The sequence below is a fragment of the Duganella lactea genome (assembly GCF_009857505.1).
GTDB lineage: Bacteria > Pseudomonadota > Gammaproteobacteria > Burkholderiales > Burkholderiaceae_D > Rugamonas > Rugamonas lactea.
The window spans coordinates 52,235-76,273 of sequence record NZ_WWCP01000021.1 but is presented as its reverse complement, the minus strand read 5'-3'; the positions used below and the strand labels follow the sequence as shown (position 1 = coordinate 76,273).

24 protein-coding genes are annotated in these 24,039 nt (G+C 62.3%); 14 read left to right on the top strand and 10 right to left on the bottom strand.

Features of this window, described 5'->3' with window-relative positions:
• Positions 1-44 precede the first annotated feature (44 nt).
• The 10 genes from GTP44_RS16955 (at position 45) to GTP44_RS16910 (ending at position 11,194) form a co-directional block, all read left to right on the top strand.
• Complete coding sequence (locus tag GTP44_RS16955) at positions 45-935, top strand: branched-chain amino acid ABC transporter permease (protein WP_161020377.1); 891 nt, start codon at positions 45-47, stop codon at positions 933-935.
• Between the two features lie 3 nt (positions 936-938).
• Positions 939-2,870, top strand: coding sequence for a branched-chain amino acid ABC transporter ATP-binding protein/permease (locus GTP44_RS16950; protein ID WP_161020376.1), 1,932 nt, complete (start codon positions 939-941; stop codon positions 2,868-2,870).
• A 13-nt stretch (positions 2,871-2,883) separates the two neighbouring features.
• Entirely contained in the window at positions 2,884-3,606 is a 723-nt protein-coding gene (locus GTP44_RS16945) for an ABC transporter ATP-binding protein (protein WP_161020375.1), read from the top strand.
• Between the two features lie 74 nt (positions 3,607-3,680).
• On the top strand, positions 3,681-4,295 hold the full coding sequence (locus tag GTP44_RS16940; RefSeq protein ID WP_160992033.1) for a hypothetical protein: 615 nt from the start codon (positions 3,681-3,683) through the stop codon (positions 4,293-4,295).
• 45 nt (positions 4,296-4,340) lie between these two features.
• On the top strand, positions 4,341-5,180 hold the full coding sequence (locus GTP44_RS16935; RefSeq protein ID WP_161020374.1) for an aldo/keto reductase: 840 nt from the start codon (positions 4,341-4,343) through the stop codon (positions 5,178-5,180).
• A 15-nt stretch (positions 5,181-5,195) separates the two neighbouring features.
• On the top strand, positions 5,196-6,269 hold the full coding sequence (locus tag GTP44_RS16930; RefSeq protein ID WP_161020373.1) for a DUF4272 domain-containing protein: 1,074 nt from the start codon (positions 5,196-5,198) through the stop codon (positions 6,267-6,269).
• A 9-nt stretch (positions 6,270-6,278) separates the two neighbouring features.
• On the top strand, positions 6,279-8,300 hold the full coding sequence (locus GTP44_RS16925; RefSeq protein WP_161020372.1) for an alpha/beta hydrolase domain-containing protein: 2,022 nt from the start codon (positions 6,279-6,281) through the stop codon (positions 8,298-8,300).
• A gap of 91 nt (positions 8,301-8,391) precedes the next feature.
• Positions 8,392-9,246, top strand: coding sequence for an alpha/beta fold hydrolase (locus tag GTP44_RS16920; protein WP_161020371.1), 855 nt, complete (start codon positions 8,392-8,394; stop codon positions 9,244-9,246).
• Positions 9,243-9,659: a BlaI/MecI/CopY family transcriptional regulator gene (locus GTP44_RS16915; RefSeq protein ID WP_161020370.1), complete on the top strand. Its 417-nt coding sequence runs from the start codon at positions 9,243-9,245 to the stop codon at positions 9,657-9,659. Before GTP44_RS16920 ends, GTP44_RS16915 begins: the two co-directional genes overlap by 4 nt.
• Positions 9,659-11,194: a M56 family metallopeptidase gene (locus GTP44_RS16910; RefSeq protein ID WP_161020369.1), complete on the top strand. Its 1,536-nt coding sequence runs from the start codon at positions 9,659-9,661 to the stop codon at positions 11,192-11,194. The genes GTP44_RS16915 and GTP44_RS16910 overlap by 1 nt, the downstream gene beginning before the upstream one ends.
• Before the next feature lie 17 nt (positions 11,195-11,211).
• Here the strand turns inward: GTP44_RS16910 and GTP44_RS16905 are convergent, their stop codons facing one another.
• The 10 genes from GTP44_RS16905 to GTP44_RS16860 all read right to left on the bottom strand — a co-directional run bounded on the left by GTP44_RS16905 (position 11,212) and on the right by GTP44_RS16860 (position 18,794).
• A complete protein-coding gene (locus tag GTP44_RS16905; protein WP_161020368.1) occupies positions 11,212-11,541 on the bottom strand; it encodes a DUF2288 domain-containing protein in 330 nt (109 codons plus the stop codon).
• Between the two features lies 1 nt (position 11,542).
• Positions 11,543-12,232 (bottom strand): RES family NAD+ phosphorylase, encoded by a 690-nt coding sequence (locus tag GTP44_RS16900; RefSeq protein ID WP_160992041.1) that lies wholly within the window; start codon positions 12,230-12,232, stop codon positions 11,543-11,545.
• Positions 12,233-12,667, bottom strand: coding sequence for an antitoxin Xre/MbcA/ParS toxin-binding domain-containing protein (locus GTP44_RS16895; protein ID WP_161020367.1), 435 nt, complete (start codon positions 12,665-12,667; stop codon positions 12,233-12,235). It abuts the gene before it with no gap.
• 71 nt (positions 12,668-12,738) lie between these two features.
• Positions 12,739-14,433 (bottom strand): single-stranded-DNA-specific exonuclease RecJ, encoded by a 1,695-nt coding sequence (gene recJ, locus GTP44_RS16890; RefSeq protein ID WP_161020366.1) that lies wholly within the window; start codon positions 14,431-14,433, stop codon positions 12,739-12,741.
• Positions 14,430-15,464, bottom strand: a complete 1,035-nt coding sequence (locus tag GTP44_RS16885) for a hypothetical protein (protein ID WP_161020365.1) — start codon at positions 15,462-15,464, stop codon at positions 14,430-14,432. The genes recJ and GTP44_RS16885 overlap by 4 nt, the downstream gene beginning before the upstream one ends.
• A 178-nt stretch (positions 15,465-15,642) precedes the next feature.
• Positions 15,643-16,140 (bottom strand): hypothetical protein, encoded by a 498-nt coding sequence (locus GTP44_RS16880; RefSeq protein ID WP_161020364.1) that lies wholly within the window; start codon positions 16,138-16,140, stop codon positions 15,643-15,645.
• 17 nt (positions 16,141-16,157) lie between these two features.
• On the bottom strand, positions 16,158-16,478 hold the full coding sequence (locus GTP44_RS16875) for a hypothetical protein (RefSeq protein WP_161020363.1): 321 nt from the start codon (positions 16,476-16,478) through the stop codon (positions 16,158-16,160).
• 212 nt (positions 16,479-16,690) lie between these two features.
• On the bottom strand, positions 16,691-17,269 hold the full coding sequence (locus tag GTP44_RS16870) for a hypothetical protein (protein WP_161020362.1): 579 nt from the start codon (positions 17,267-17,269) through the stop codon (positions 16,691-16,693).
• A gap of 932 nt (positions 17,270-18,201) precedes the next feature.
• The gene (locus GTP44_RS16865; protein ID WP_161020361.1) at positions 18,202-18,549 is read right to left on the bottom strand and encodes a type II toxin-antitoxin system ChpB family toxin; all 348 of its coding nucleotides are present in this window, start codon (positions 18,547-18,549) and stop codon (positions 18,202-18,204) included.
• A complete protein-coding gene (locus GTP44_RS16860) occupies positions 18,543-18,794 on the bottom strand; it encodes an AbrB/MazE/SpoVT family DNA-binding domain-containing protein (protein WP_161020360.1) in 252 nt (83 codons plus the stop codon). The genes GTP44_RS16865 and GTP44_RS16860 overlap by 7 nt, the downstream gene beginning before the upstream one ends.
• Positions 18,795-19,334: 540 nt before the next feature.
• Here GTP44_RS16860 and GTP44_RS16855 point away from each other — a divergent pair.
• The 4 genes from GTP44_RS16855 (at position 19,335) to GTP44_RS16840 (ending at position 23,956) form a co-directional block, all read left to right on the top strand.
• On the top strand, positions 19,335-20,600 hold the full coding sequence (locus GTP44_RS16855) for a lipoprotein-releasing ABC transporter permease subunit (RefSeq protein WP_160992049.1): 1,266 nt from the start codon (positions 19,335-19,337) through the stop codon (positions 20,598-20,600).
• Positions 20,593-21,288, top strand: a complete 696-nt coding sequence (lolD, locus tag GTP44_RS16850) for a lipoprotein-releasing ABC transporter ATP-binding protein LolD (protein ID WP_161020359.1) — start codon at positions 20,593-20,595, stop codon at positions 21,286-21,288. Before GTP44_RS16855 ends, lolD begins: the two co-directional genes overlap by 8 nt.
• Positions 21,289-21,292: 4 nt before the next feature.
• The gene (locus GTP44_RS16845; RefSeq protein WP_161020358.1) at positions 21,293-22,093 is read left to right on the top strand and encodes a TatD family hydrolase; all 801 of its coding nucleotides are present in this window, start codon (positions 21,293-21,295) and stop codon (positions 22,091-22,093) included.
• A 93-nt stretch (positions 22,094-22,186) separates the two neighbouring features.
• Complete coding sequence (locus GTP44_RS16840) at positions 22,187-23,956, top strand: glycosyltransferase 87 family protein (protein WP_161020357.1); 1,770 nt, start codon at positions 22,187-22,189, stop codon at positions 23,954-23,956.
• Positions 23,957-24,039 lie beyond the last annotated feature (83 nt).

Sequence of the window (24,039 nt, the reverse complement as noted above, 5' to 3'; positions counted from 1 at the left end):
GAACGCAAGCCTGGCCATTTTCTTGTCGTCTGCAGGGGAATACTATGGAAATCCTGTTGCAACTGGTGTTCAGCGGTATTGCGCTGGGCATGATCTATGCGGTGATCGCCTTCGGTTACCAGCTCACCTTCGCCACCTCCGGCACGCTGAACTTCGGCCAGGGCGAATCGTTGATGCTGGGCGCCTTGGTGGGCCTTAGCCTGGTGGGCACCATCCACGGCGGTCCTTACATGAGCTATCTGCTGATGATCCCCCTGGTTATCGTGTTCGGCGCGCTGCAAGGCATGCTGGTCGAGTGGATCGGGGTGCGGCCGGCGATCAAGATCAAGTCGGAATTCGGCTGGATCATGTCCACCATTGCGCTGGCCATCATCTTCAAAAACGTGGCGGAAAATATCTGGGGCAAGGATGACCTGACGTTTCCATCGCCGCTGTCGTCCGTGCCGATTGAAATCCTGGGCGCCAACGTGCAACCGATGCAGGTGGCGGTGGTGGTCGGCGCGCTGGCCATCATGGCGGCGGTGGAAATCTTCAACCGCAAATCGATCTACGGCAAGGCGGTGGTCGCCACCGCCAATGACCGCGACGCGGCGGGACTGATGGGGATTAACACCGGCGCTGTGATTACCTTCTCGTATGCGTTGTCGTCGGCCGTTGCAGCATTCGCCGGCGTGCTAGTGGCGCCGTTGACGCTGACCGGCGCCACCATGGGCGCTTCGCTCGGCCTCAAAGCCTTTGCGGTGGCCATCATCGGCGGCCTGACATCGGGCGTCGGCGCCATCGTCGGCGGGCTGATACTGGGGATTACCGAAACCACGGCGGGCTACTACATCTCCACCGGGTACAAGGACGTACCGGGTCTGCTGCTGCTCCTGCTGGTACTGGCGGTGAAGCCGTCCGGGTTGTTCGGCAAAGCCGCCATTAAAAAGGTCTGACCTATGAAGAAGACGATCGTCGCGGCAAGCGTGGTGGGGCTGGCTGTGCTGGCCCTGTATCCGGTGCTGATCCCGAATCCTTACTATATCCACCTGTTTGAAACCATCCTGATTTACGCCATTCTGCTGTTTGGGCTGGACATCGTGGTCGGCTACACTGGACAGGTTTCGCTGGGCCATGCGGGTCTGTTCGGCATCGGCTCCTATGTGACAGGCGTGATCGTATTCAAGCTCGGTGCGCCGTTCTGGATCGCGATACCGGCCAGCGTGATCGGCGCGGCGCTGTTCGGCGCCATTCTCGCGCTGCCGGCGCTGCGCGTCACCGGCCCTTATCTGGCGATGGTGACGCTGGCCTTCGGCACCATCATCCAGATTCTGATTAACGAGATGACCTTCCTCACAGAAGGGCCGATGGGGATCAAAATCTCCAAGCCGGTGGTGTTCGGCGAAAAGCTCAGCGAAGTGCAGTACTACTACATGGTCGCGGCGCTGATGCTGATTTCGCTGGTGGTGGTGCACCGGATACTGAAGTCCAACCTCGGACGCGCCTTCGAAGCGCTGCGCGACAGTCCCGTCGCTTCCGACTGCATGGGCGTTTCGGTTTACCGCTACAAGGTCTACGCCTTCATCATCAGCGCCGGCTTTGCCGGTCTGGCGGGCAGCCTGTATGCCTACTCGGAAGAATACATCTCACCCAACACCTACAACTTCGAGCTGACCATCATGTTCCTGCTCGCGGTGATCATGGGCGGACGCAAGACGCGCTCCGGTGCGCTGATCGGCGCGCTGATTGTGGTGATGCTCCCAAGCCTGCTGGCGGACATAGAACTTTTCCGCAAGATCGCCACCGCCGCCGCGGTGCTGGGCGTGATCGGCTCCGCGATCGCCATCGCCCGCAAACGCGCCACGCCGCGTGGCGTCGCCGTGCCATTGATCGCCACCATTGGCATGGCGGCGTTCTCGTACAAGCTTGAAAACATCGTCGACTGGCGCCTGACCATCTTCGGCATGATGACGCTCTTCGTGGTCTATTACCTTCAGGACGGCATTGTCGGCTTCCTGCAAAACCTGATCGGCCGCGCGCGCTCGCACGCCATGTCGGCGGCATCGGGCGCCACCGCCGAGCCGTTCCCGCGCGCGCAGGGCGGCAAGACCGGCGACACGCTGCTCAATGTCGAGCAGATCCTGATGCAGTTCGGCGGCCTGAAGGCGCTCAACCAGGTTAATCTGAGCGTCGCGCAGGGCGCGGTGCATGGGCTGATCGGGCCGAACGGCTCAGGCAAGAGCACCATGATGAACGTCCTCACCGGTATTTATAAACCGACGGCGGGGAAGGTGGCCTTTGCCGGCGCGGTGATTTCCGGCCGCACGCCGTCCGAAATCGCGCTGGGCGGCGTTGCGCGCACCTTCCAGAATGTGCAGCTGTTCGGCGAAATGACCGCCACCGAAAACGTGCTGGTAGGCCTCCACAACACCTTCAAATCGAATGTGCTGGATGTGATGCTGCAAACGCCGCGCTACAAGCGCGAAGAACAGGCGGCGCGCGAGCGGGCCGCCAGCATCCTTGAATTCGTCGGCCTGTCGGACATGGCCGACGAAGAGGCGCGCAATCTCCCCTACGGTAAACAGCGGCTGCTGGAAATCGGCCGCGCGCTCGGCCTCAGTCCGCGCCTGCTGCTGCTCGACGAACCGGCGGCCGGACTGACCGCGCCGGACATCAAGGAGCTGATGGCCATCATCCGCAAGATCCGCGACCACGGCATCACCATCATCCTGATCGAGCACCACATGGACGTGGTGATGGCCTTGTCCGACACCGTCACGGTGCTGGATTTCGGTCAGAAAATCGCCGAAGGCAAACCGGCGGCGGTGCAAAGCGATCCGAAGGTAATCGAAGCTTATCTGGGTGGCGGCCAGGCCACATCGGCACATTAAGGGGAATACGCACATGCTATCGATCTCCAATCTGCACGCGGCTTACGGCAAAGTCGAAGTCCTGCACGGCATCTCGCTGGAGGTCCCGAAAGGGAAACTGGTCACGCTGATCGGCTCCAACGGCGCCGGCAAGACCACCACCATGCGCGCCATCTCCGGCATGCTCAAACCGAAAGACGGCAAGGTCACGCTGGCTGGCAAGGACATTACCGGCAGCGATTCGCACAAGATCGCCCGCGCCGGATTGGCGCACTCTCCCGAGGGGCGGCGCGTGTTCGCCTCCATGAGCGTGACCGACAATCTGCTGCTGGGCGCCTTCCCGCGCTTCACCCACGCGCGGCCCAAGGGCGACATCAAACGCGATCTGGAAAAGGCGTTGGAACTGTTCCCGCGCCTGAAGGAGCGCCAGCACCAGTTGGCCGGCACGCTGTCCGGCGGCGAGCAGCAGATGCTGGCCATGGCACGCGCCGTGATGCTGAATCCCGAAGTGGTGCTGCTGGATGAACCATCGATGGGCCTCGCGCCGATCCTGGTCGAAGAGGTATTCCGCATTATCCAGCGGTTGAAATCCGAAGGCGTGACCATGCTGCTGGTGGAGCAGTTCGCCGCCGCCGCGTTGAACGTGGCTGACTACGGCTACGTGCTGGAAAACGGCAGCATCTCCGTTCACGGCCCCGCCGACAGCCTGAAGACCGATCCCAAAGTAATCGCGGCCTATCTTGGCGGCGGTCATTGAGTTAAACCTGACATAAAAGCATTGCCGCATGGAAATATGTATAATTCATGCAAGCTAACAAAAGAGGGCAATGCATGTATCGCAAAAAATTGGAATTCGTCAGACGTCTGATCGCTTTCACCCCGGCCATGGCCGCTGTTGTCATGACCGCCGGCTGCGCCGGAGTCGCCACGCAACCAGAGCAGGAGCAAGCGGCTCCGGAGAAGCAGTTGCCACCTCTCGAAGCCAAACAGGCCCGCATTCTGATGCGCTCGACCGGCATGCCGATGAATGTCAATTATTCGGTCAGCACCAGTGAGCAGTCATGCAAGGAGTTCAAGGACGTTGGCGTAGTGCGCGACAAGGGTGAAAAAGTGCTGCTGTCGTGGATCGTCAAGCTGGGCGAGAAACTGAGCAGCGTCCCTGATCAGTTGGATACGGTGGTGCCCGCCGGTCAGTCGGTGCAAGTGGCCGGATGGGGCAATTGGCAGGATAGCCGCTCCAAGGGCAATTGCGGTCCGGAGATCATGTCGTTCCAGCCGAAGGACCAGCACACGTATCTTGTCGAATTCGTGTGGCGTGGCACGTCAAGCTGCGCGAGCCGCGTTCAGGATGTTACCGATGCCGCCGCCAAGGTCGCGGTGCAGGCCGAGCGCAAAGTGTGCCCACGCTCGTTCATGGACATCTGGCTTAACCGATCGGGTTTGTAATGAGATAAGCTGCGGTGATCCCGATAGTCTTATAGGAATACCGCAATGAAGATGATTCGTTTCCCGCTGGGCCCCGAGGTGCCGGCGCTGGGCCAGGGCACCTGGAATATGGGCGAGAAGTCGAGCCGCAAGCAGGATGAGGTGCGGGCGCTGCAGCTGGGTCTCGACCTGGGCATGACCTTGATCGATACCGCCGAGATGTACGGCGAGGGCGGGGCGGAAGAGGTGGTCGGCGCGGCGCTTGCCGGGCGGCGCGATCAGGCCTTCATCGTCAGCAAAGTCTATCCGCACAACGCCAGCTTTGAGGGGGCGCAGCAAGCTTGCGAGCGTAGTTTGCGGCGCTTGAAAACCGATTGCATCGATCTGTATCTGCTGCACTGGCAGGGACATCACCCGCTGGCCGAAACCTTCGATGCCTTCGAAACGCTGCGGAAGGCCGGCAAGATCAAGGCCTACGGCGTCAGCAACTTCGATCTGGAGAGCATGGAGGAGGCGCTGACCTATGGCGCGCCCGCCACCAATCAGGTGCTCTACAACCTGACCAAACGCGGCATCGAGTTCGACCTGCTGCCCTGGGCACGCCAGCGGCGGATGCCACTCATGGCCTACTCGCCGCTGGAAACCTCGGGCCGCGAGCAGGCGGCGCTGCTGGATAATCCCGCTCTCAAACTGGTCGCAGACGCGCACAACGTCACGCCGGCGCAGATCGCGCTGGCCTGGGTGCTGCATCAGGATGGCGTGATCGCTATCCCCAAGGCGGTCGATCCTGTACACTTGCGCGCCAACCGCGCTGCGGCCGATATCGTACTATCCAGCGATGACTTGGCCGCATTGGACCGTGCATTCCCGCCGCCGCGCCGTCGCCGCCCGCTGGACATGCGTTAAAAAAGATTAGAGACTATGTTAAACCGACTCAAACAGCTGTTTTCCCCGAAAGACATCAGCAACCACATTCTGCTCAATGCCTACAGCACCGTGGGCGATGCGCCCAAGCCGTCGTTCCCGCATGTGCTGAACGGCCGGCGCGACCTGTCCGATGCCGAAATGGGGCTGCACCTGAATGGCTTCATGCACTATCTGGCAGAACAAAGCCAGGGCCAGATGACGCGCACGCGTTATCACGTGATCCGCCATCTGCAACGCACGCAGCAGCACCTGAGCTTTGCCGTCGATGCGGCCGACATGCCGGCGTTCCTGCAATGGGCGCAAAGCGCCAATGCGCTGGTCTTCATGCAGGATGGCAGCGTGCGCGATCCGCAGGGCCGCGTGCTGCTGGCGCCATCGGGCGAGGACGGCGATCCGCAGGCTGTCATTCCTTACCCGTCGCAGGCCTGGGAGCGCAAGGCGCGCACCGATGCGCTGCTGGCGGAACGGCAGATCGAGGTGCCGGCCAGCTTGCCGCCGCTGGTGTCCGAGCCCGAGCTGCGCCTGCGCGCGCCGGAAGATATCCTGCGTCGCATGCTGGCGTTGTTCGTCGTCGCCATCCGCGCCGAGTCGCTGACCACTGAGAAGCCGATCACCGTCGCCGATTTGCAGCAACGCTTTCCACCGGCTTTCGCCAATCTGAGCGACGCCGAACGCGCCTTCCTCGCGCAAGAGGCGCCGACGCAGCAGGAGATCACGCAGTTCCTGTGGCGCTACGAGGCGATCTTGGTGCTGCAATGGGCGCTGGGCCTGCAAAAAGAGCAGCCGTTCCCGAACGAGATCTGCGATGTGTCGTCGATTTCGGGCAAGGTGATCGAGCGCGGCACCGAGGGCTTGCGCAAGCAGCTGGTGGCGCGCGCACCGTCCGAGATTCTCGATGCGTTGGACCTGCATTACCGTCTGCACTGGGCCAGCCGCCAGGCCATTCTGAAGAAAACGCCGGTGCCGGCGGACCTCAACGATGGTGTGCTGCAGGAACGTCACCACGCATTGAACTGGCTGGTGCGCTTCGAAGACAGGGAGTGGGATGATGTCGACACGCCGACCTGAGTCACGTCCATGAAGCGCACCTTGGTGGCATTGGCCATCGCGGCAGCGGCAGGCAGCACGCACGCCGTCGTCGAGCGTATCGAAGTGACCGAGCGCGCGCCGTTCGCGCCGGGCGTTACCTTTGGCGAGTACGGGGCGTATGAGAAAATCCGTGGCGTCGCCTACTACGCGCTTGACCCGAAGGCCGCGGCCAACGCCTCCATCGTGGATCTGGCGCGGGCGCCGCGCGACAAGAATGGACGCGTGCTGTTCTCCAGCGAGTTCGTGTTGTTACGACCAACCGGCCCGCAGCAGACCACCTTGCTGTATGACGTGAACAATCGCGGCAACATCGCCATCCTCGGTCAAGTCAATGGCCGTAGCCCGGCGCAAAACGATCCCACCACCGCGGCGGATGCGGGCGACGGCTTCCTGATGCGGCATGGCTTCTCGCTGCTGTTCTCCGCGTGGACGTGGGATGTGGCGCCGACCGTGCCGGTGGCCGGCACGCCACCATCGCGGCCGCTGGTGTTCGCGCCGCCGATTGCCAAAGGCGTCAAGGGCAAGGTGTATAACGAATTCACCGTCAACACGCCGACCGATACCGTCACCTATGCCGGCATGCGCGGCCTGACTTACGAACCGGCCACGCCCAACGACCCGCACGCCCAACTGACCCAGCGCGCGCGTCCCGGCGACAAGCGCAAGCCCATCCCGCGCAGCGCGTGGAAGTTTGTGGCGCCGGAATTGCAGGGCGGCCCTGGTCGCGTGCAACTGGAAGGCGGCTTCCAGCACGGTACGATTTACGAGATTACCTACGTCGCCAAAGATCCCTACATCACCGGCGCCGGTCTGGCCGGGATTCGCGACTTACTGTCGTACTTCCGCGATCATCCGTTTGAGGGCGCGCCGGCGCCGCGCAATGTGCTGATGTTCGGCATCAGCCAGTCCGGTCGCCTGATCGGCCGCATGATGCACGATGGCCTCAACGTTGACGAAGGCGGCAAGCTGGTATTTAACGGCGCGTATCTGCAGGTGCCTGGCGCCGGCGGCTCGGCGGGCTTCAACAGCCGCTTCGCGCAGCCGACGCGCCATCCGTCGATGTTGGAGGAGCATGACTATCCGGCCGACGCCTTCCCGTTCACCAGCGCCCCGGCGCGCGACCTGGTCACGGGCCAAACCGCGTCCACGCTGGACAAGGCGCGGGACAAGCAGGGCAATCTGCCCAAGCTGATCATCGCCAACACCTCCACCGAATTCTGGAACCGTGGCGCCTCGCTGGTCGGCACCACGCCGGACGGTGAGCGCGATGTCGCGCCGGCGGACAATGTGCGGATCTACGGCTTCATGGGCGCGCAGCATTACGTCGGCCGCTCGAACAAGCGCGCGCCGTTCACTGCCTGCGTGTCGACCAGCGACCATTATCTGCCAATGCGGGCTTTGATCGTCGCGTTGGATGACTGGACCGTCAACGGCAAGCAGCCGCCGGCCAGCGCGTATCCAAGTCTGGCCGACGGCACGCTGACCACGGTGGCCGACTACCGCGCCATTTTCCCGAAAGGGCTGGGCATTACGCCGCCCGAGCAAAACCTGCGCGAGCCGCGCCTGAATCCCGGCACGGTTCCGCCTAAACGTGGCGAAGAATACGAAACGCGCGTGCCGACGCCCGATGCGGACGGCAACGACAGGGGCGGCGTTCGCCTGGTGGAGTCGCAAGCACCGCTTGGCACGCACACCGGCTGGAACCGGCGCGCGCCCGAAACCGGCTTCGCCTGGGCCACGTCGCGCTTCGATGGCAGCTTTGTACCGTTTGCGCGCACCGAGGCGGAGCGCATCGCGGCGGGCGACCCGCGTCCCAGCCTGGAAACGCGCTACCCGACACGCGAAGACTATGCGGCGGCTGTGCGTGCCGCCGCCGACCGTCAGATCGCAGCCGGCTTGCTGCTGGCCGAAGACCTTCAGCGCACCATGACGACCAACCTGGGCCTGTACGACCGCATCGTCGCACACAATCCAGCGGATACCGACTGCGGCTATTTGTTTGGCAAATGACCATGGTTGGGACATAAGCATCTCTTTCTTGTAATGCTGCTACAAATGTGGCATGCTACAACTGTAGCGGTTAATCTAACAAGGAAAAGATATGTTCTCGTTCGCATGGAAGTGGAAACTGGCCGGCCTGCTGTCCGCAGCGGCTTTCTCGATGGCCGCGATGGCGGCCGACTTTGACGGCATGGTCACGGTGGGGGCGAATCAGTTGCAGGTAGTGCAGGCGGGCGAGGGCGCCTATACGGTCGTGTTTGAGGCGGGCTTCGCCAGTGATTTGTCGGTATGGCGCAAGGTCGCTCCGGAAATCGCTAAGAAAGCCGGCGTGCTGGTGTATTCCCGCGCCGGTTACGGCAAGTCGCCGGCCCGCGCGCAACCGCTGACCATGGAGCAGAGCGTGGCGGAACTGGCCACCGTGCTGGAACAGCGCAAGGTGCAGGGGCCGCTGATTCTGGTTGGCCATTCGTATGGCGGTTTCCTGATCCGCTATTTCGCCGCCACCCATCCGCAACGGGTGGCGGGCCTGGTGTTTGTCGATCCGGCAGATGAGGGACTGGAGTCGGTCCTGCGCGGCATTGACGCGGTGCGCTTGCAGCAGGATCAGCAGATGCTGGTGTCGAGCATTCCGCCCAAATGGCAAGGCGACCTGCAAACCATACAGAAGTTGCTCGACGCCGGTCAGTTACCGGCGACGCCAGCCTTGCCCGACGTGCCGGCGGTGTTGATCACGTCCGTGCGGGCGCGCGCCGGTTCGGACTTCTTCCAGGAGACGCCGGACGTCATCAAGATCAAACGCCAGCGCCACGCTGCCTTTATCAACCAGTTTTCAAACGGCGCCCACGTCTTCACGGCGAACAGCGGCCATGGCATCCAGATGCAGGAGCCGGAGCTGGTGATCGGGGCCATCGACCAGGTGCTGGTTGCCGCCGCCAAAGCAGTGAAAAAGTCATGATCAAGAAATCGTCAACCAGCGCAGCGGCCGGGGCGCGCGGACTGGAAGACCTGGCACCGCGCGAACGCCAGGTCGTCGAGTGTGTGTATCGCTTGCGGGAGGCGACCGCGTCGCAGATTCAGGAGGAACTGGGGCCGGACTTGAGCAATTCCGCCGTGCGGGCCATGCTGGCGCGCCTGGAAGCCAAGGGCGTGCTGCAGCACCGTGTCGATGGTCAGCGCTACCTTTACAGCGCGGTCACGCCGCAGGAAAAGGTGCGCGAGTCGGCGCTGCAAAAGCTGGTCGGCACTTTCTTCAACAACTCCAAGGCCAGCGCCGCCACGGCCTTGCTTGGCATGTCGGGCGAGTTGAGTTCAAAAGAACTGGATGAGCTGGAGGCGATGATCGCCAAGGCGCGCAAGGAGGGCCGCTGATGGCGGGCCTGGACCTCATGCAATTGCTGCTGACGCATAGCGTGATGGTGGTGCTGTTGCTGATGATGTTGCGGCTGCTGCATCGCGTGTCGGCGGCGCGCCGCGTGTTCGCCGCCCGTTGCGGCCTGGTGGCCTTGCTGTTGATGCCGCCGTTGTGGCTGTCGCTGCCGTCCATGCCGGTGCGCTTGCCGCTGGCGGTGTCCGCTCTGGTGGAACCGCCGATGGCGATTCCCGCCACCGTCACCGTTGCGGCGTTGCCGGCCATTGACGATGCCGTGTCGGCGCCGGCGCGCGCCGCGCAGTTCGGGCGCTGGCTGCTGCTGGCCTATGTCATCGGCGTGCTGGCCCACCTGCTGCGTCTCGGATTGAATTTGTCGTCCTTGCGCCGCGCCACCGCTGCCGCACAATTGTTGGATGCCGCCCCATGGACTGCCGCGTTGCATCGGCTGCGCGGCGCCATGGCGCCCGGCCGCGCGGTGCGGTTGCTGGTGTCCGGCACCGCAAGCTCGCCCTATAGTTGGGGATGGCGGCGGCCGGTGATCGTGCTGGATCGCCACAGTGTCGTCCATGCGGAGCCGGAGGTGGTGCTGGCGCATGAATTGGCGCATATCCGCGCACACGACTGGCCGATGCTGATGCTGGCGCGGGTGCTGCTCGCCCTCTACTGGTGGCATCCGTTGATGTATCCGCTGCTGCGCACGCTGGAGCACGACACCGAATGCGCCGCCGATGATGCGGTGCTGGCCGCCGGCGCGACGCCGTCGCATTATGCCCACACGCTGGTCGCGGTGTCCCGGCACGCCTTTGGCGGCAAGGTATCCGGTTCATTGGTCAACCGTATCGCCAGCCAGGGCGCCATGCTGATGGCGCGTGTCGCGGCACTGCTGGAGGCGCGTCGCTCGCGTGGCCACGTGACGACGGGCCAATGGTGGGGCGGCGTAGTGGCGACACTGACGTTGATGTGCCTGCTCGCCACACCCAAGCTGCACGGCGAACAGGTGCTGTGGCCGGACAGTCTGTTACCTGCGGCAGGCAGCGCGGGCCAGGATCCGATCAAGCTGCTGGCGGCGCTGGACAATCCCAATTTCGTCCAGCTTGCGGCAGCGATGCGTGTTCGCGACTTCTCGCTGCGTCATGCCGGCGGGGCGGCGTCGTTCCGCCAGCGCGCCGCGATACCGCCGTTATTGCTGGCGTTACGCGATCCGCAGCCGGTGGTGCGGCAACTGGCATTGTGGGGTTTGAGCGAGATGCGTTTCCCTGAAACCGCGGCGGCGGTAGCCGCCATGCTGGCCGATCCGGACGCACAGGTGCGTGCTGAAGCCGCCGGTGCCTTGGGCGATATGGGCGAAACCCGCTGGCTGGCGCCGATGATCGCCATGCTGTCCGACGGCGACCCGGTGGTCCGGCGCCGCGCCGCCCATGCGCTGGGCGATCTGCGCGCCAGCGCCGCCATCCCGATGCTGCAACAGCGGCTGAATGATCCGGAATCCAATGTGGCGAGCGAGGCCCGCTGGGCGTTGGCCGAAATGCGCTGACGCGGCCGCCGGCGTGCTTAGTGCACGTTGGCGGCGACGACTTTCTCTTGTTGCACCAGGATGAAAGGGCTGACCACGGACGCCCACAGCTGGGCGTTGGTCTCCAGCCATTCCTGCGCCTGTTGGTCGCTGACCTTGGCCAGCAGGCCGGCATTCATCCACTGCGTGATGTTGGCCTTGTCGTCGTGCGAGATGCGCACGGCGACATCGACCAGGTCGAGCGAATTGGCGACCCACACCACGTTCCCTTGCGCGAAATGTTTGAGCAGTTCGGTCCACGGCAGGCGCGCCGTTTCACGATTCACTTTGTCGCGGAGTTCGAGGTCTTTTTCTGGTTTGGTTTGCATATTAAATCATTTCTATGTTCGGTACCGGGCTACCCTGCCATGTTAACCGATAGACCGCGCCTTTGCGAACATTGCCCACCACGGCGGGGCGGAAGCAGGCCAGGTTGGTGCCGCCCTCGCGCCGCACGCTCGGGTAGATGATGCCGAGCGAGCCGCCTTCCAGCAGGCGCTCAGCCAGCGTTTGCGATGCGATATAGCTGTCCGGCGCCAGGCAGTTTTCGTAGCGCGGCTGGTTGCGGAGGTCGTGGAAGGTGGCGGTGAAGTCGGCCTGCATGCATTGATACTGCACGCTGTCGTCGAAGCGGTTGATTTCCGCGTACTCCACGGCTTTATGGAAGCTGACTTCGGCCAGCGCCGTCTCGGCGTCGAAGGCGCAGTACCAGGCGCCACGGCGGCCATCGTTGAAGCGGCTGCCCTGTGGATGGGCGTAGGTGAAGGCGGCGTTGACGATGCGGAAGTTCGGCACGCCGAACACCAGTTCATCGACATTGATGCCGGCCGCGCCGCCGTTCTGCGTGCGCAGGCGGGCGTTGGTGGCGTTATCGAGGTCGAACAGATCGCGCAGGTGGGCGTCGCTGTCGGCCAGCGGCGCCAGTACCGAATCCTCGACATCGGCGAAGCGCGAGGGCAGCAGGCGGCAGGTGTCGAACTGGCGCAGCGTGGTTAAGGGCGGAACCAGACTGACCGGCACTTACAGTCCTCCACGGCGGGCGTCGAGCAGTTGGCGCACGGTTTGCATGGCAATCAGGCCGCCGCCCAGCATGTAGGCCAGCGGCGTGCGGCCTTCGAAGATTTGATTGTTGTTGGGCAGGCTGATCCACTCGTCGGCGAGCTGGTCGCCGTAGATGATGTGCAACGCCTTGTAGATGCCCAGCAGGTAGGAAATGCGCGTGATGCAGTCGACTTCCAGCGTGCGTTCCGGATTTTTCTTCCAGTCGTAGTAGGCGCTGTTGGACAGGCCGCCGAGCAGTTGGCGCGCATCCTCATCGCGCACCTTCCAGGTGGCGGCCAGCTTGAAAAAGCCCTTCAGAGCAGACTTGGACAGCCGCTCGCGCTCGGCCTTGGCGTTCAGGTCCACCAAGACGGTTGGCTCGAAACGGCTGCGGGGGTAGGCATAATTGAGCATAAATCCTCCGGTAATGGATTTCTTATACTCCTTTTTCGGATTGATTGCAATCCGTTTTCGGATTGTTCGTCTTATGCCGCCTCGGCGTGCTCCACCAGAAGTTGCACTTTCGTCACGCCGTTGTACTCGTTGGCATCCAGCCGGAAGGCCACGCGGGCGCGGTCGCCGAGGGCCTCGGTGTGGCCGAACCAGATGGCGTCGTAGCGGGCGCCGTTCTTTTCCAGCAGCAGCTTCAGGTGGCGTTCCTTCAGGATGCGCTGGCTGACCACGCGGAAGTCGTCGCAGAATACCGGCGGGGCGAAGCCCTGGCCCCATACCTGGCCTTCAATCTCTTTGATGAAGGTGGTGGTGTAGTAGGCGTCTTCCAGCGGGCCGTCGGTTTCGATCACGCGTTCCAGTTGCTGCTTGCTGAGCCACGTGCGGCCGACTTCCTCGAAGGCCGCGGCGAAGGCGTCGAACGCTTCGGCGCGCAGGGTCAGGCCGGCGGCCATGGCGTGGCCGCCGAATTTGTCGATCAGCGATGGCGACTTCTTGTAGACCAGGTCCAGCGCGTCGCGCAAATGGAAGCCGGGGATCGAGCGTCCGGAACCCTTGATCCAGCCGTCCGCCCCGGGCGCGAAGGTGATGGTCGGGCGGTAGAATTTTTCCTTCAGGCGCGAGGCGACGATGCCGATCACGCCCTGGTGCCAGGTGTCGTCAAACACGCAAATGGTGCTGCGCTCGGCCGGATCGAAGCTTTCCAGATGCACCAGGGCCGTGCCCTGCATGTCGGCTTCGATCTCGCGCCGGGCCAGGTTGATGTCGTTGAGTTGCTGCGCCAGTTCCCAGGCGCGGGCATCGTCGTCGGTGATCAGGCATTCGATGCCGAGCGACATATCTTCCAGCCGGCCGGCGGCGTTCAGGCGCGGGCCGAGCGCGAAGCCCAGGTCGAACGGATTGGCGCTGCGCGCCTCGCGGCCGGCCACGCGGAACAGCGCGGCCACACCGGCGTGCATGCGGCCGGCGCGCATGCGCTTCAGGCCCTGCGCCACCAGGATGCGGTTGTTGGCGTCGAGCTTGACCACGTCGGCCACCGTGCCGAGGGCCACCAGGTCCAGCAGATTGTCCAGCTTGGGCTGGGTCTGGGCATCGAACACGCCGCGTTTGCGCAGTTCGGCGCGCAGGGCCAGCAGCACGTAGAACATCACGCCGACGCCGGCGATATGCTTGCTCGGGAAGCCGCATTGCGGCTGGTTCGGGTTGACGATGACGCGGGCGGCGGGCAGGGTGTCGGCCGGCAAGTGGTGGTCGGTCACGACCACTTCGATGCCGCGCCGGTTGGCCTCGGCCACGCCGTCGATGCTGGCGATGCCGTTATCGACGGTGATGATGATGTCCGGCTGCTTTTCGCGCGCGGTCAGTGCGACGATTTCCGGCGTCAGGCCGTAGCCGTATTCGAAGCGGTTGGGCACGATGAAGTCGATGTCGGCGCCCATGGCGCGCAGGCCGCGCAGGGCGACCGCGCAGGCGGTGGCGCCGTCGCAGTCGTAGTCGGCGACGATCACCATGCGCTTGCGGGCGGCGATGGCGTCGGCCAGGAAGACGGCGGCGGCGTCGATGTGCAGCAGGCCGGATGGCGGAATCATGGCCGCCAGCTCGCTGGACAGTTCTTTGACGTCAGTCAGACCGCGCGCGGCGTACAGGCGCGCCAGCACGGGGTGGACGCCGTTCTGGCGCAGCATTTCGGATTCGCGGAACGGGAAGGTGCGGGTACTGATGCGGGTCATGATTGCTTCAACAGGGGAGTCAGGGACGGCTTGCGCCAGAATTTGCGTTGCGCCAGCTTGCCGCTGGTGACTTCGGTCCAGCCGTGGCGATGGCTCAGCACCAGCTTGACGCCGCCGATGCTTCCATCTTTCAGCGCCGCCAGCAGCGGTGCGAACCACTCTTGCTCCAGCTGTTGCATGCGCGCCAGCCAGTCGGCCCAGTCGCCGGCCTGCGCCGACGAAATCAGCCCGGCCAGCATCACCGTGCCCGGCTGCGCGATCAACTGCCGCGCGGACGGTTGAGTGGACCAGGCCAGCGCGTCCATCCACGGCATGCCGTCGCCGATGGCGATGCTGCCTTGTGCTGACGACGGCCCGGCACCGCCCCACAGCCAGCAGGAATTAATCGCTTGCAGGCCGCGCGCCTGGCGCGCTTCATTAATCGGATGTTCATGCCACAGCATCTGCACTTCGTTTTGCAAGCGGCGGAAGTCGCGCGCATGGTCGCCCTCGGGCAGCCAGTCGGTCATGCTCTGGGTGGTAGTCGCGTCCGGCGAGGCGGTGTTCAGGCCGCCCCAGTCGTCGGCGCGCAGGAACCACAGGCCCGGCGCGCCATGCAGCAGCGTCTTGCCGGCTTCCTCAAAATACGGGCGGGCGAGGTCGTACAGGCCGCGCGAATCGGCCTCGCTGAGTTGCAGCGCCCGCAGGTCGGTCAGCAGCATGTGGGTGCGCGAGATTTGCACATGCGCCGGTTGCAGCATGAACCAGTGACCCTGGGCGGCTTGAGTGCCGAGGCCGCAGCCGCGCATGCAGGCGGTCGCCAGCGGCGCGCCGGTGTCGGCCTCGGTGGGCGCGCTGGCCAGGCCCAGCGTATGCGCCAGCCAGGCCTCGTGCGGGAGCACCCGGCTGTTGTTATCGAAAACATGATGTTGCAGCGTGCTGTGGCGGGCCAACAAGGCGGCCAGCGCCGGCGCTTGCAGCGCGCGCAGCAGGTCCGGCGCCAGCTCCGGCGGCGGCAGCGCGAAGGGAAGTGCGAGGGTAATATCAGTCATGCCGAGATTGTAGGGCATAACGGGAGTTGATGAATAATTCTGGGTATCCGTATTTCGTGGTTGATACGGGATTTGTATGCTGCGTTGCCGCTAAAGCGGCAACGAGTGGGAGGCAGTGATTTTTCCTTGATTGTTTTGGACCGCAAGGGCTGTCAAACTTGTTGTTCAGTAGTCCATACTACGCTCCGAATTTAAACCTCTCCGTTGACGGCTTGGAACAGGCAAACTCAAAGAAATTAATAAGCTCATTTAGTATGCTCGTCGGTACTGACACCGCTTTGCCTTCGAACCGATATCGCCAGTCGACGAAAGCGCGATCAAACTTGCCCAAGTCCTCAACCAAGGGTGCACGGGGTGAGCCTTCAAAGAATTCCGCGTGCAGCAAGTTTAGCCAGTCCTGCTTAGAGTCGGGAAGTTCTTCGAAGAGCCCCCTCAAGCTGTGGTCTTTGCTGCGCAACAATGATTTGTCGTAGTTGCCCACATCCCACGCATTGGAATACACGGTCTTGGCATGCAGACACTTCAGGAAAAGCTCCAACGAAAATAGGCCATTTACAATAAAAGGAACTACAAGGCTCCGTCGGTCACGAAGGACCTTGCTTGCTTCGGAAAATTCCTTCGCCTGTTCGAGAATGCTCTCATTAGGGAAAAAGTGAAATTCGGCAGAATTCGGCATAATTTTCCGATCTATGGCTATGGGTTCTCGCGGTCCATGGCGGCCTGATACTCCTCTATCGTTTCGGCGTCCACTTCCGCTTCGGCAATCGCGCCAGCTACCATCTGCGCAAATTGCTTTCTGGTACCCACCGCGTGCGCGTACTCGCCGCCGCACGTAGCCGCCACGTCGGCTGCCGTCGCAACCTCATCGGTCGCTCCAGCGTGCAGACTCACCGTCATGCCTTGCGGGAGCGACATGGGGCTGACCAGGCACGGCACACCGATAGCTTTGAGCTGCGCCGCAGCGGAATCGAGGATCGCCATCGCTTTTTCGTTGTTGAGGATGTTCTTGCTCATGCTTTTTCTTTCCTGCTGGGCCAGCACCGCGCCAACCCTCTCACTGGAAAAGCCCGGTCAAGCCGGGCGTCTGGTGCTGCTGGATTTTCCTATGATTTCGTGTTCTTAAAGCGGGCCGCCTCGTCGTGCACCGTCATGCTGGACTGTGCCGACGTCCCGATGGTGCTGCCCATGCCTTCACGAATTGGCCTGGTAGTGAAGTATTTGTATGATCATGCGGTGTTACCCGCCGCATCCATCGGTGCCGCATTTGCTGGTGTAAAGCTTTTCCACCACGCGATGGCGCGACGGCCGATGTCAACAAAGAAGTCGTTATCGCCGCTGTGGCGGTCGATCCAGGGGATAGCCGCCAAACCACCACCGGTAGTCGGGAACCACAACATTTTCGTATTATCGATCTGATTGCTGATTTGAGGGTTATCCTTCGGCCAGATGATCTTCATCCACATTTTCTGTGCCAGAGAGCTTGGTTTTTTTCTATCTGCGTGCTTGTACTCGTTGGACAGGTCGATGAGAACGAAGGCATCGTCGTTGGCATGGCGAACCCAGTTGGTGAAATGCTGTTCCTGTTTCCCTGCCCATAGGGGTAATGGCTTGAGTTGCAAGTGAAAGGTCCAGTCCGCGACAGCAGCCATGGTCACAACAAAGTTGAACATATGGTCGTACGCGATTAGGGGATTGGCTGCTTGCAGCAAGCGATCCAATTCACGTTCAGCCTTTTCGAGCATATGTGGGCCGTCAAAGCCAGGGCCATTGAATACGTCCTGGGCGGTCGTTAGTTTGTTACTCATCGGTTCTTCCTCACTGGCCGACACCGCGCCGACCTTCTCAATGCACCAGGCCCGTCGTGCGGGCCGTAGCTGCTGCTGTGGGCGATTATCCTTGCGACCTATCCATGCACAGCCCACCAGGTGGGAAAGTGCCCCAGAACTTCCATAGCAACCTCCTTGGCACTCTTCGCTGCGCGACCAACGATTACGTTCGCAAGTTTCTTGTTCGATGGGTTGTCGAGAACATGGTTGATAAACTCCGCGTTCGCATGGGGGGGGGCTGCTCAATCAAAACCTTGCGCGATCGTTCCCAGTCGGTATCGGGCATGAGCAGTGCAACGTGGTGCCCGGCAACGGCGCTGGCCACTCGGTTGAATTGAGCCGGGTCTTCATAGACAGAATGCCCAGCACCGAAATCGATCACATGATTGTCCACAGCGGCCACGTGGCGCTCAACACTTGCCACCTCAAAGGGCTTCCAGCTCCGATAGGCTGTCATAAACGGGACATTACGAGGAGACAGACCGGAGCCAGCAAAGCCGGGGAGATTCCGCGAGAAATGCGGATGCGTTGCGTCATCTAGGGAGACTCTAGTTCGACCTGTTAGTGCATGAACCCAGTCCGCCACTGTAGATTTTCCAACGCCCATTGGCCCCATAAGGATTAAGTTAGCCATTGTATTGCCTATCGATCGTTCTTCATCAGCTGTTCGCCGGTGTGACGCTTCGGCCATGCGTCGCAGATGATTCGCTGTGCCATCGCAAAGGCGCAATCGCGATGCATCAGGACAGAGTGCAGCAGCTCAGTCCCAGGATGGGCGTCATACGCAATCACTGGACCGTCTGCTGCAGACTGTATAGGTTTGCCACAGCAAAAGCACTGCGTTTGCAGCTTGAAGGGGGATTGCTCCTTTGCTGTCACTACAGAAATATAAAACGTCACAGTATTTTCCTTCAATCAGTAATTGCTCGCAGACGCGCCAGCGCATCTTCTACAACAAACTCTGGTGCGGTTTCAACACGCTTCGCTTTGCGTGCTCCAAGGTCCAACATGCGAATCTGGTTGACCAGTGCGACGCCTTGCGTTTTGGTCCCCACCCCGGAGAGCGACGCAGCGAATCCAGCATGACGTGCAAAATCACCGCCTTGCGTGATCGGTGCAACCAGGACCACACCAAGCGCATTGAAAGCGCTGGTAGATAGCACCAGCGCAGGCCGCATCCCCTTCTGCTCGTGGCCTTCGGTCGGGTCAAGATTGACCATTACGATATCGCCACGTCCGAACTTGGAACGGCTTACCACGCTTCACGCCCAACTGGTTTCAGGTTGCTCCACGCCGCCATGTCGGCAGGCTCAGGCGCGCTTGAATCGCACTGCGCGACCAGCTCAGCAAGCGAATACGATGGCCGCGCTGCCTTAAGCAGCACACCGTCCGGTTGCACATTGACGCTGAGCTTATCGCCCAGCGACACCTTCAACATACCCAGCAACTCAGTAGGCAGCCGCACCGCAGCACTGTTACCCCACTTCTGAATGGACAATTCCATAAGACCTCCAAATGTTGATGCATTGTAGATTCTACGCAAGCTCGACGTCCAGCGCTTTGTTTATACATTGTATCTCCAGAAATCACCGACAGGACGTCCGCAAAAGCTTGCCGCAGCTTTCTCTGATCGACCGCCAAATACGGGGCAGGGGTATCGCGCTCTGGATCGCGGCTGGTGGCTTTAGTGATGCGAAGAAGGTGCCGGTATCAACCGGGCTTTAAGACGGCTGCTTGTGCCATTACGGTCCTCTGAATAGGATGGAAAACAGGTTTTATTCAGAGTGAGCTTGGTGAAGACTCTATCACCAGTGTAACACCGCATGTAATCAGGCTTCCTCGGAAAAGCTTGCCACGCGCTTTGCGTAAATTTGCTGGGCCGCACACGAAATACAAATACCCATAATTCTTTACTGAAACGACAGGTCCGGCCTATCGTCGGTCCGGCACGGTTTTTTCGGGTAAAAGGTTCGGTGTTTCACCCATGAAAGCCTGTTTGTATGGCACACTTCGGCCTTACCAAGTTTGATCCCTCCCGGAACCCATGAGTATTATCAAGAATTTGCCGTTCGAATGGCTGGTCGGTCTGCGCTACACGCGGGCGGGCAAGCGCAGCGGGCGTAATAGTTTTATCTCGTTTATCTCACTGATTTCCATGGCCGGCATCGGCCTGGGCGTGGCGGCGCTGATCGTCGTGCTGTCGGTGATGAACGGCTTTCAGAAGGAAGTGACGGACCGCATGTTGTCGGTGTTGGCCCACGTGGAAATCTTCGACGGCCGCGGTTCGATGCCAAACTGGCAACAGGAAGCACAGGAAGCGCGCAAGAACCCGGAAGTGATCGGCACCGCGCCGTTCGCCGAAACCCAGGGCATGCTGGTGCGTGACGATGTGCTGCGTCCGGCCATTATCCGCGGCGTGTTGCCGGAACAGGAGCCGCAAGTCTCCGACGTCGCCAAACAGACCAAGCGCGGTAGCTTCAACGCGCTGCAACCGGGCGCCTACAACATCGTGCTGGGTATCGAGCTGGCGCGCGCGTTGCGCGTCAACCTGGGCGAGAAGGTGACGCTGGCGCTGGCCCAAGGCCAGCCGACGCCGGCCGGCGTGTTGCCGCGTCTGCGCTCGTTCACCGTGGTCGGCATCTTCGAGGCGGGCCACAACGAGTTCGATTCGGCGCTGGCCTTCGTTCACCTGACCGACGCCGAAAAGCTGCTGCGGATTGACGCGCCGTCCGGCCTGCGTCTGCGCTTGAAAGACATGCACCTCGCGCCGCAAGTGGCGCAGGAGCTGAAAAATTCCATGTCCGGCGACCTGTTCGTGCGCGACTGGTCCAAGCTCAACGCCAACTGGTTCGCCGCTGTACAGACCGAAAAGCGCATGATGTTCATCATCCTGACCTTGATTATCGCGGTCGCCGCCTTCAACCTGGTGTCGACGCTGGTGATGACGGTGACCGACAAGCAGGCTGACATCGCCATCCTGCGCACGCTGGGCGCCTCGCCGCGCTCGATCATGAAGATTTTCATGATCCAGGGCGCGCTGGTCGGCATCCTCGGCACCGCGCTGGGCGTGGGCGGCGGCGTGCTGATCGCCCTGAACATCGACGTCATCGTGCCGTTTATCGAACATTTATTGGGAGTGCAGTTCTTGTCGAAGGATATTTACTACATCAGCAGCGTGCCGTCCGACCTGCGCTGGCCGGATGTGTTCAAGATTGGCGGCGTGGCCGTGGTGCTGGCGTTTGTCGCCACCATCTATCCGAGCTGGTGGGCGGCCCGTGTGAAACCTGCGGAGGCGCTGCGTTATGAGTAATCAAGAACCTGTGGTCCTGTCCTGCCGCAACCTCGGCAAGACCTTCACGCAAGGCGCGTATTCGGTCAACGTGCTGTCCGGCATCGACATCGATGTGCGGCGTGGCGAGCGCGTGGCGATCGTCGGCGCTTCCGGCTCCGGCAAGTCGACGCTGCTGCATCTGCTGGGCGGCCTCGATACGCCGACCAAGGGCAGCGTGACGCTGCAAGGCAAGGACTTCGCCAGCCTGAGCGAAACGGCGCGCGGCGACTTGCGCAACAAGTCGCTGGGCTTCGTCTACCAGTTCCACCATTTGCTGCCCGAATTCAGCGCGCTCGACAACGTGGCGATGCCGCTGATGATACGCCGCGTCAAACGCGACGAGGCGACGTCGGCGGCGCAACAGGTTCTGCAGCGTGTGAACCTGGCCAAGCGCGTGTCGCACGTGCCGGGCGAGCTGTCCGGCGGCGAACGCCAGCGGGTGGCGCTGGCGCGCGCGCTGGTCACGCAGCCAACCTGTGTGCTGGCCGATGAGCCGACCGGCAATCTGGACCACGCCACCGCGCAGCAGATCTTCGACCTGATGCTGGAACTGTCGCGCACCTTGGGTACGGCGTTTGTCATCGTCACCCACGACATCGAACTGGCGCGTCGATGCGACCGCGTGCTGCGCGTGACCGACCAGGGATTGCAGGCGGACGAGGGCTGATCCGATGTGGATCGACACCCACTGCCACCTGGACGCGCACGAATTCGGCAACGAGTCCGTGGCGCAGGCCGCGCAGGCGCGCGGGCAGGGCGTGGGCATGATCGTCATTCCGGCGGTGGAGACGGCTAACTTCTCCATCGTCGCCGAACTGGCGGCAAGCATCGACAACGGCAGCTACGCGCTGGGCATCCATCCGATCTACGTGCCGCAAGCGCAAGAGGACGATCTGCGCCTGTTGCGCGAGCGGGTCGCCGCCGCCATGGCCGATCCGCGCTTCGTGGCGCTGGGCGAGATCGGCCTCGACTTCTTCATCCCGATGCTGACCGAGCCGGCGATGCGCGAGAAGCAAATCCATTTTTTCCGCGAGCAGCTGAAAATCGCCCGCGAATTCGGCTTGCCGGTGCTGATGCACGTGCGCCGCTCGCAGGACGTGATCCTCAAGCATGTGCGGCAGATCGCGCCGGCGGGCGGCATCGCGCACGCCTTCAATGGCAGCGACCAGCAGGCCCGCGCCTACATCGAGCTTGGCTTCAAGCTGGGTTTCGGCGGCGCCATGACTTTTACGCGCGCGCTGCAAATTCGCCGTCTGGCGGCGGAGCTGCCGCTGGCGTCCATCGTGCTGGAAACCGATGCGCCCGACATCTCGCCGGCCTGGGTGCATCCAGGCCGCAACAGCCCGGACCAGATTCCGCGCATCGGCGCTGTGCTGGCCGCGCTGCGCGGTATGCCGGAAGAGCAGGTGGCCGCCGCCACCAGCGCCAATGCACTGGCGGCCTTGCCGCGCCTTGCGGCGGCCCTCGGGTAATCGACACGGCGGCCTCGTGCCGTCCGCCTTGATCTTTTTGCAAAAGTTACTTACTGGAATTATACTGTCGGCCTCGTTTCTGTTTAGGCCCATATGAATTCACGCATTGCGGCAATTCTCGTTCCCGTCCTGTTTGGGCTGGTCGCGATCATCTTCGGCCAGGACGACAATTGGGACCTGCGCAATTACCATGTCTACAATGTCTACGCGCTGCTGAATGAACGCATCGGCCATGACCTGGCGCCGGCGCGCTTCCAGACCTATTTCAATCCCACCATCGACCTGCTGTACTACGGCTTGAACCGGGTGCTGCCGCCGTGGGTCACCGGTTTTGTCATGGGCGCCTTGCACGGCTTGAATTTCGTGCTGTTGCTGGGCATCGGTCGGCGACTGCTGGGCCGTTCTGCCGGCACACACTGGCCGCTGTGGCTGGCGTTGGCCGGCGTGCTGGGCCCCGGTTTCCGTGGCGAGCTGGGTAACACCATGGGCGACAACCTGACCGCGCTGCTGGTGCTCGGCGGGCTATACGTGATGTTGTCGCGCTGGGACGCGTTGCTGGCCTGGGGCGGCAGGACACTGGTGGCGGCGCTGGTTGCCGGCCTGTTGCTCGGGCTGGGAACCGGCCTGAAGCTGACCAATGCCTTGTACGCCGTGGCACTGTGTCTGGCTTGTCTGGGCGTGCCGCTGATCTGGCATCGCCGCATCGCTCTGGCCTTTGTATTCGGCATCGGCGTGCTTGCCGGCATGGCGCTGACCGGCGGCTGGTGGTTCGTCAAGATGTGGCAGCTGTTCGGCAATCCGACCTTCCCGCAATTTAATGACATCTTCCACAGCCCTTGGGCGGTGGAGAGTGGCGTGATCGATACGTATTTCCGTCCGAAGAACTGGGTCGAGTATCTGATCTGGCCGTTCGTTTTCGCGCAGGATTGGCATCGGGTAACGGAAGTGGCGCACCGGCTCGGCATGTGGGCGGTGGTGTATGTGCTGTTCGCGGCGGCCTCGGTCGCGGCTGTGCTGCGCCGCCTGCGTGGTGGGGGCCGCGTTACGCTCGATGGACGCGCTGTCTTCTTCCTGCTGTTCTTTGCCTTGGCGTACCTGGTGTGGATGCGGATGTTCAGCATCTATCGCTACCTGATTGCGCTGGAATTGCTGGTGCCGCTGGCGGTCTGGCTGTTATGGCACAGCATCGGCGTGTCGGAGAAAGCCGTCAATCGGCTGGCCGGCGTCACGCTGGCGCTCCTGCTGGTGTATGCCTTCCCGACGCCGAAGTGGGGCAATGCCGCCTGGGGCGAGCATAACTTCAGCGCCGAGGTGCCGGCGTTTTCGCAGCCGGAACAGAGCGTGGTGTTCATCGCGCAACCGGAACCGCCGATGTCGTGGCTGGTGACGCTGTTGCCGGCGCAGCTGAAGTTCATCGGCATCGACATGGGCTTCCCGGAATCGGCGGCGTGGCGGCAACGCATACGGCAGGCGGTGGCGGAACGCAAGGGGCCGCATTACGCGCTGCTGGGCGCCGTCAAGAACGAAAAGCAAGACTCGCTGCAAAACAAGCTGGACGCGGCGGAATGGCTGGGCTGGACCGCGGATGCGTCCGGCTGCGCAAAACTGGAATGGCTGGGGCGGCATATCCGCTTGCAGGCCGATCTGCGCCGCTTGCCGTCCGGCGGGTGCACGCTGGAGTTGCCGCAGCCATATCGCAACATCGATCTGGCCACGCCAAACCGTGCGATTGCGGACGCGGCGGCCGCGCATCTGGCGAACAACGGCCTCAGTTTAGATGTGGCCAGTTGCGGGGCTTATCCGGCAGCGGTGGGTAGCCGGACCTATATGTATCAGCTGTGCCGGGTGACGCCGACCCGGTGACCCCGGCTGGCGGCGTCGGTTTCTTTTCGACGATACGCAAAACGGTATCAGTGGGCGCAAAAAAAAGATTGGATCGTTGATTG